Consider the following 7,568-nt stretch of genomic DNA (forward strand, 5'->3'; position numbering starts at 1 on the left):
CCTCCGGGAATCGGATCTCTAGAGGAAGCTCAGGACGTCGTCACCCCAGGCGCGCCGCACGTCGGCGTCGAGGTCGTCGACCACCGAGTCCTGTTTGTCGATGACCAGCGTGGCTCGGTCGTCGGCACCGTAAGGGCGCCAAGCCGGTTCGCCGGCCGGCCCGCGGGGCTCGCCGTGTGTCGCAAAGCCTGTCCACCGGGCACGCATCCGCTGCGAGACCGCCTCACCGACCTTGCGGCCGCCGAGTGCGAACATCGGGTCCCTGCGCACGGCGCCGAGATTGCCCCAGACGAACGGGAGTTCGGTGGCGTGGGCGGCGTGCAGGCGCAGCAGCCGCAGCATCGCGGTGGCGAAGTCGAAGCGGTACAGATACACCGGCGCGACGGCACGGTGACCGTCGGCGAACCAGATCGACGGCATCCGGAAACCGAGGTCACTGGCCAACCCGACGCCTTTGACGGTCCCCCGGCCGCGGTAGGTGCCGCCCAGGCGGGTCGCGTCGGGCAGCTGCAGGCCCGGCTGCTCGGCGGCGATCTCGGCGAACATCGCCTTGATCGACTCCGGCTTGATGGGCATCAGTGGCGACTTCATCCACCGGAACAGCGCGGCCTCGTTCTTGTTGGTGCCGATGATCAGCGGCACCGGATGGGTCGAACCCTTCCTGGCCATGCTGACCGGATAGTCCGGAACCAGGTCGCCGTCGACGATCGGCGCGAAGGCCAGCCTGCCCGGGGTGCGCACGGGCACTTCGTCGAACACCGTCCGCGAAGCCGCCACGATTGCCTCGGTGCTCAGATCCGCCAGGCGGCCGAGGTCCCGGGGGCCGACCTCGAGCACCTCCAGGAACCTCTCGGCCACCCCGCGGGCGCGCCCGGAGTCATAGGTCGAGGTGACCGGTGAACTCTGGGCGATCGCGGCGCTGAACAGCCCGGCCGCGGCGGGGCTACCCAGCAGCGTGGTCACGATGCCCGCGCCGGCGGACTCCCCGAACAACGTGACTCGGCCCGGGTCACCGCCGAACGCCGCGATGTTGTCGCGCACCCAGCCCAGCGCGGCCAGCACGTCGCGCAGGCCGACATTGGTGGCGAACCGCTCGCTGTCGGCGCCCAGAGTCGACAGCTCCAGGAAGCCCAGCGCCCCGAGGCGGTAGTTGACGGTGACGACCACGACGTCACCGCCGGCAGCGAGGGCGCGGCCATGGTAGAGCGGCTGGCTGGCCGAGCCGAGGATGTAGGCGCCGCCGTGCACCCACACCATCACCGGTTTGGCGTCGCCGGGTTGGGTGCCCGCCGGCGCCCACACGTTGAGGGTCAGGAAGTCGTCCCCCTGCGGGGCTCCGAGGTCGATCGGGATCCTCGGATCAGTGGGCTGGGGGCACACCGGCCCGACCCGGCTCGCATCGGCGGGCTCCGACCACACAACCGGCGGCTGAGGCGCCCGCCACCGCAGGTCACCGACCGGTGCGGCCGCGTAGCGCACCGCCTTCCAGGCCTTGACCACGCCGGCGTCCACGCCGCGGACGGGACCGTTGGTGGTCTCCACGACGGGCCCTCCACCTGCGGTGTCGCGGGGCGCGGCCTCCGTGGTCATGTCGAACTCCTTTGGTCAGTTCCTGGTACGGAACTGTACCAGTGAGCGGATCCGTCGGGATGCACGCCAGCGTAGGCCGGGATGCGCCGTGGGATCCGGAAAATCCGTCGCCGCGGGAGGCACTATGGTATATATAGGAGTGCAGTTGTAACATTCATACCAAAGGGGGCCTTGATGCATCCGTTGCGCAGCCGCATCGTCGACGCCTTCGAGCGCCAGGCCGGCCGGCACGACGATGCCGCGATCTACGGCGGCCCGTCGGGTGACCCCGGCCTGATCGGGCCCGGCAGCATGTCGTGGGAGCTGCACGCCGATCTTGCGGCCGTCTCCCAGGCAGGCCTCGCGGCGATCGTGCTCGAGGTGCTCCACCCCTCGGTCGTCGCGGGCGTCGAGGACCTGTCGGACTTTCGCGACGACCCGTTCCGCAGGGCCCGCGCCACCCTGGGCTACGTGCTGGCCACGACGTTCGGGAACACTGCCGCGGCCACCGCGCTGATCGAGCGCGTCCGCCACATCCATTCGTTCGTCAACGGGACCCGCCCGGACGGGGTCCCCTACCGTGCGCTCGACCCCGAGCTGATCACCTGGGTGCACGTCTGCATTCCGTGGATGATCATGCGCACCTTCGAACGCACCAACAGGGTGCTGTCTGCCGACGAGCGGGACCGGTACCTCGCCGAGCAGGCGACGATCGGGCGACGATCGGGCGACTGGGCGGCGGGCAGGACGTGCCGGCGAACGTGGCCGAGCTCGAGAGATTCGTCGCGCGGCTGCGTCCCAAGCTGGCCGTGACGGCGCAGACGCGCGCCTTCCTCGACTTCCTGACCGCCTCGCCGTCCCTGTCCGACCTGCCTGGGCCGATCCAGCGCGGGGTCGGACGGTTCGCGGTGCACGCCGGCATGATCCGGGCACCACGGTGGGCACGCGAGCTGACCGGGCACGACCGTCCCGCCGTGCTGAGCCGCGCCCTCTACGAACCGGCGTTGCAGCTCGACGCGCGGATGCACCGATGGGCCTTCGGGACACCCCGATACGTGCTGCTGGCGCGTGCCCGGGCCGCCGGCGCGCCGGCCCCCGAGGTTCTGACCCGGTGATCGATCCCCAGCTGGTGGTCGTCGTCGGTGGGGCCGCCAGGCTCTTCGGCGACCACGGGAACGACGAATCCGCGGACCGCACCAGCCGCCGACTGCTGGATGCGGCGCTCACGGAGGCCGCATCCGTCGGCCTGAACCGCATCACCGTCGAGGAGGTGGTGCGCAAGGCCGGCGTCTCCCGGATGACGGCCTACCGGCGCTATCCACGCCGTGACGACCTGGTCGCGGCGCTGGTCCGTCGGGAGACCCAGCGGTTCCTGGCCGCGGTGGCCGACGCCATCGAGGCCACCACCGACCCCGACGAGGGGGTCGCCAACGCGTTCATCGCCGCGGTGACCTTCGCCCGGGTCCACCCGATCCTGCGTCGGGCCCCGCACGTCGATCCCGGCCCTCCGGCGGAGTCCGCAGAGCTCATCGCGATGGGGTCGGCGTTCATCGCCAATTACCTGCACGGTGAGGCCCCTGGAACCCCGGCGCAACCGGTGCGCTGGGTGGCCGATGTCTTCGCCCGCCTGTTCTTCACGTACCTGTCGATGCCGCCGTCCAACCCGGACTTCGCAGACGACGGCGAACTGCGCCGCTTCGCGCACGAGGTGTTGACCCCGATGGCCCGAGGCGCGCTCGAATAGCAGCTCAGCGTCGTCGCCGGGCGCTGAGCACCCCGGCGAGCAAGATCAGCGTGACACCGGCGACCGGCACGATGACAAGGCCGATCCGCAGGCTGGTCACGTCGGCGACGACACCGACGATCAGTGGTGCGCCGAGGAACCCGACCCGCATCAGCCAGCTGAAATGTTGCCAAACTACCCTCATGGCGAAACCGAAAACTCCTGCTCAGCGCACTGGGGTGCGGTCGACGGCGATCTATGCGCGCATCTCGGCGGATGTGGAGGGCACCGGGCTGGGCGTCGCACGTCAGCTGGAGGACTGCCGCAAACTGGCAGCTGATCGCGGTTGGCAGGTCGGTGATGAGTATGTCGACAACGATGTGTCGGCCTACTCCGGTAAGCCGCGCCGCGAGTACGCCCGGATGTTGGCCGACCTGAAATCCGGTGCCCGCGATGCGGTGATCGTCTACAACCTGGATCGGTTACACCGCCGCCCGGTCGAGTTGGAAGAATTCGTCACTCTGTGTGAATCGGTGGGTGTACGGGATGTCGCCACGGTGACCGCCGACATCGACCTCGGCAACGATGACGGGTCGTTCATGGCCCGAATTTTCGCCGCGTTCGCCGCCAAAGAATCCGGCCGCAAGTCCGCGCGTATCCGTCGCAAGATGTTGTAGAACGCCGAACAAGGATTGCCGCACGGCTCGGCACGCCCCTTCGGCTACGAATCCGACAAGATCACCCTCCGCGGAACTGAGGCCAAGGTCGTTCGCGAGATGGTCGACCAGTATCTGGCCGGCGCGTCGATTCGGTCGCTGACGATCTGGCTCAACGACACCGGTGTCGCCCCGGCCGTGGCGAAGTCGTGGCAGACCACCGCGGTACGTCAAATCCTCACCTCGGTTCGCATTGCCGGGCTACGCGAACATCACTCCGAGGTGATCGGCCCCGCAGCTTGGCCGGCGATCATCACCCCGGCCGAACGCGACCGCATCCTCGCCCGCATGACGGCGAGGGCGGTCACTAAGCCTTGATCCACCGATGGGCTGTGGTTGTGGAGTTGAGTTCAGTTGTGTGCGTTGAATTCGGGGTGCCCGGTGGTGAGGGCGTGGGTGATGGCCCGACCTCGGTATCGGGTTGTTCCTGTGGGTCTTTCGTGTCGGGTGAGCGGCTGGGGGTGTTCGGTTAGGCGATGATCGGCTGGTTTCTGCGAAACAGGCTGTCAAACAGTGTGTTCCATGCTGTTTCCCATGGCCAGCCGCGCGGTAGGTGCAGCCGGAGGCGTCGGGCTGAGGGCGCGATGCGTGCCGGCACGCTGATCAGGGTGCGGCGGATGGTCGCGGTGCGGGCTTTGCCCATCGCCGGCCCGGTGAGGGTGGCCGCGGCGGGGGTGAGTTGAACGCGATGACGGCCAGGACCAGCCAGGCGGCGTTGGCGGCGAATCGCCCCGACGGGCAGATAGGCCAGCGCGGAGTCCTTGAGGTCGGCGTGGACCTGCTCGATGATCGCGTGGCCGCGGTGGATCTTGTCGGCAGAGACGGTGTCGGAGTCGGTGGTGGTAAAGAATGCGTGGAAACGCCAGGTGTCGAACAGGGTGGCCTGCCCGTTGGTGGTGGGGTTGAGGTCAGGGATGCGGCGCACCACCAACCCGGCCGTCGATCTGCTCGGCGGCTTTGCGGGAGCTGAATGCGGTGACCCGATCTCGGCGACCTCGGCGCGAGAGATCACTGACCGGTGGTGTCGTCGTAGATGGCGTCGGTGTAGTCGATCGCCGTCCAGGCGTCCTCGCCGATGTCGGCGATAGCGGCTTTGACCTTGGGGTCCAGACGCACGGTGACCGACACGTCGGCACCACCGCGGATCGCCGCGGATCGCTGCGGCCACGCTGGGATAGCCGTAGAACGCCGAATCCATCCGCACCAGCGGCTTGGTCGTGGCCTGCGGTGAGCGCAGCCGTTTGACGGTGGCCAGGGTGTCACCGATCATCCGGGCGGCTCCGCGTGGAGATCCGCACGAGCCGTTGCGCAGGCGTTGCCCGGTGATCACCGGGGCGCCGCCGGCGGTGGTGACGGTGGCGATCAACGCATTCAATCCCCGCACACCGGAGTAACCGTAACCGGATCCTTGTTTGGCATAGCCGTGCACTTCGATGATGGTGTCGTCGACATCGACGCACACCGGGCCGTCGATCCCCGCCGCCACCGGCGTGTCGCTGGCCAGCCCGACCAGCAGACAAGACGCTACGGCGTCGAGCTGGCGGACATGACCGAAGGCGAATTCCCGCAGGAACGACCCCAGCGTCGAGGGCGCATACGGGCGGTCGAACACGGTGCCCATCGCGCCGTGCCGCAACAACGCCATGTCATCGATGCTGTCGGCCCCGGCGACCATGCCCGCTACCAGGCAGCTCACCTTCGCCCCGGCATGGGCGCCCTTGTCGGTCGGCACGCTCAGATGCTCATCGGCCAACCTGGCCAGCCCGCACTGCTGGGCCAGGGCGGCCATCGGGACCAGCCCGGCGCACGACACCAGTTTAGGGTCATCGAAGACCGCCGCTGACACCGGCCGGATATGAGATAGTTGCATCTACGAGATGCCCTTCGTTGTGGACGAACCTGATTCTAGACAAATCTCATTCTTCCACTACGACAGGGAATTTCGGCGTCACGACGCACTCCAGGCCCCATCTAATCGGTGCATCCAGGCTTAGCTGGTCGGGACCGACACCGCGACACGCGTGCCTTATCGGTTGGCTGTGCCTAGCCTTTCGCCGTCCGGTGTGATCAGAAACCACTCAGCGCCGAACAAATTCACGCCGTGGCCTTCGATCGTTCCCGGCCCCTTGTCGCCCGCGTACCAGTACAGGGGATGACCTTGATAGGCCACTTGTGCACTGCCGTCGGGGCGGGGGACAGTCCTGGCCGCGGACACCTGGATCCCGATCCCACCTGCCGGATCGCCGGAAGCCAGCAGGGGCAGCCAGGTGTCAGCGCACGAGCCGTGACACGTGGACTCGTTCGCCGTGTCCGCCGAGGAGGCATACACCGCGCGGCCGGTACCGTCCACCACGAAGGTGCCCAAACCGTCGATCTCGTCGGTCTCCAACCACTTCGGGCCGGTGGGCAGAATGCGGTCGGTCGACGGCGGCGGCGTTTGCGCATCGTGCTCGAATGCGGCCGCGGGTGGCGGCGTCGTCGTCTCGTGAACACCCGACGTGCCACCGTCGCCAACTGCGCAGCTCGTGAGCACGACACTGCCGGCCGTCAAGGCCGCCGCGGCGGCGCCGATGAAACGGGGACCGGTGAAGGCGCGTTCACACATACACGTTGTTTTGCCAATATCCGCCGCCGGCAAACTGGGCAAGGTTGGCGTTGGGTGACATTAGGTGGACATGGATGACCACCCGCCGGGTTGCCGAACGACGACCACGGCGACTCACGCGCTGGTCGAGCTTGGAGCGGGCGACGGGAATCGAACCCGCGTAGCTAGTTTGGAAGTTTTATACGCGGCCGAATACTTGTTCGGGATCGCGCTGGTAGGCGGGCTGGGGAGTGTCGCGTTTGCACTGGTCAAATGCACTTTGAGTACGGCTGAAAGTCGGCTTCGGTACCGCCCGAGTCCGCCCGCGGTTCGGCTCCGTCTACGGGACCGCGTGGGCCATCGAAGATCCGCGCTCAAGCAACTTGTGATCAAGCTCACGGAACCGCTACTCTCGCCGAGCGGTCGGGGGGTCGATTGCCGATGTGTCCGAAGCCGCCGTTGACGGATCGGGCTGAAGTAGTAGACAAGGAGGGGACTGTGGTTGATGCAGCCATAGTGAAATTGAATCTGCTGGCTATCGGAGCTGCCGCGGCAGTGGCGTTCGCTCCGCTCGCAAGCGCTGCTCCAGCGTCGCCCGTACCGCCGCAGCAACCGGGTTCATCATGCGACTCGAACTACTTGGGTGCCTGCGTTCCGATCGACAGTGATGTCGATTGATCCACCCCGGCGTGTCCGGAGGCTCCGTTATCTGACTGCCTCCTCGGTTTGAGAGCCCAATTTTCGATCGTAGTAGAGTTCCTCGGCCCGGTCGGGGGTGAGGTCGTCGCAGTACCCGTTGGGGCGCTCCCGGTTGTAGAAGGCGACCCATTCCGCGGTGGCTAACGACAGCTCGGCCATCCCGGGGTAGAGCGGCTCGTTATCGACGAGTTCGTTCTTGTAGCTGCTGTTGACCGACTCGGCCAGAGCATTGTCGAATCGCCGACGGTCCCAATCGAGGGCAGGATCCCTTCATCTG

General features: G+C 67.4%; 6 protein-coding genes and 3 pseudogenes. 4 read left to right on the top strand and 5 right to left on the bottom strand.

Features of this window, described 5'->3' with window-relative positions:
* Nucleotides 1-18 precede the first annotated feature (18 nt).
* Nucleotides 19-1,590, bottom strand: coding sequence for a carboxylesterase/lipase family protein (locus WA944_RS06435; protein ID WP_526646599.1), 1,572 nt, complete (start codon nt 1,588-1,590; stop codon nt 19-21).
* Nucleotides 1,591-1,764: 174 nt separating this feature from the next.
* On the opposite strand from WA944_RS06435, the gene WA944_RS06440 reads away from it, so the two are divergent.
* Genes WA944_RS06440 through WA944_RS06450 form a run of 3 tightly spaced genes read left to right on the top strand, consistent with a single transcriptional unit; the run spans nt 1,765 to nt 3,313 of the window.
* A complete protein-coding gene (locus WA944_RS06440; RefSeq protein ID WP_526369575.1) occupies nt 1,765-2,382 on the top strand; it encodes an oxygenase MpaB family protein in 618 nt (205 codons plus the stop codon).
* Nucleotides 2,331-2,684: a hypothetical protein gene (locus WA944_RS06445; RefSeq protein ID WP_526646601.1), complete on the top strand. Its 354-nt coding sequence runs from the start codon at nt 2,331-2,333 to the stop codon at nt 2,682-2,684. Before WA944_RS06440 ends, WA944_RS06445 begins: the two co-directional genes overlap by 52 nt.
* Nucleotides 2,681-3,313: a TetR/AcrR family transcriptional regulator gene (locus WA944_RS06450; RefSeq protein ID WP_526608930.1), complete on the top strand. Its 633-nt coding sequence runs from the start codon at nt 2,681-2,683 to the stop codon at nt 3,311-3,313. The genes WA944_RS06445 and WA944_RS06450 overlap by 4 nt, the downstream gene beginning before the upstream one ends.
* A 4-nt stretch (nt 3,314-3,317) precedes the next feature.
* Here the strand turns inward: WA944_RS06450 and WA944_RS06455 are convergent.
* Nucleotides 3,318-3,473, bottom strand: a pseudogene (locus WA944_RS06455) (MFS transporter); the annotation flags it as partial.
* 22 nt (nt 3,474-3,495) lie between these two features.
* Between WA944_RS06455 and WA944_RS06460 the strand changes: the two are divergent.
* Nucleotides 3,496-4,320: pseudogene (locus WA944_RS06460) on the top strand (recombinase family protein); the annotation flags it as partial.
* Nucleotides 4,321-4,477: 157 nt separating this feature from the next.
* On the opposite strand, the gene WA944_RS06465 reads toward WA944_RS06460, so the two are convergent.
* The 3 genes and pseudogenes from WA944_RS06465 to WA944_RS06475 all read right to left on the bottom strand — a co-directional run.
* Nucleotides 4,478-5,878: an IS1380 family transposase gene (locus WA944_RS06465; protein WP_526369572.1), complete on the bottom strand. Its 1,401-nt coding sequence runs from the start codon at nt 5,876-5,878 to the stop codon at nt 4,478-4,480.
* A 156-nt stretch (nt 5,879-6,034) separates the two neighbouring features.
* Entirely contained in the window at nt 6,035-6,646 is a 612-nt protein-coding gene (locus WA944_RS06470; RefSeq protein WP_526369571.1) for a COG4315 family predicted lipoprotein, read from the bottom strand.
* 651 nt (nt 6,647-7,297) lie between these two features.
* Nucleotides 7,298-7,528 (bottom strand): annotated as a pseudogene (locus tag WA944_RS06475) (integrase core domain-containing protein); the annotation flags it as partial.
* Nucleotides 7,529-7,568 lie beyond the last annotated feature (40 nt).

This window comes from Mycobacterium sp. (assembly GCF_049683355.1).
In the GTDB taxonomy this organism is placed as follows: Bacteria; Actinomycetota; Actinomycetes; order Mycobacteriales; family Mycobacteriaceae; genus Mycobacterium.

Bases quoted from the DNA above. Each gene is read 5' to 3' on its own strand.
- WA944_RS06435 (WP_526646599.1), bottom strand. From the start codon at position 1,590: ATGACCACGGAGGCCGCGCCCCGCGACACCGCAGGTGGAGGGCCCGTC.
- WA944_RS06440 (WP_526369575.1), top strand. From the start codon at position 1,765: ATGCATCCGTTGCGCAGCCGCATCGTCGACGCCTTCGAGCGCCAGGCC.
- WA944_RS06465 (WP_526369572.1), bottom strand. From the start codon at position 5,878: ATGCAACTATCTCATATCCGGCCGGTGTCAGCGGCGGTCTTCGATGAC.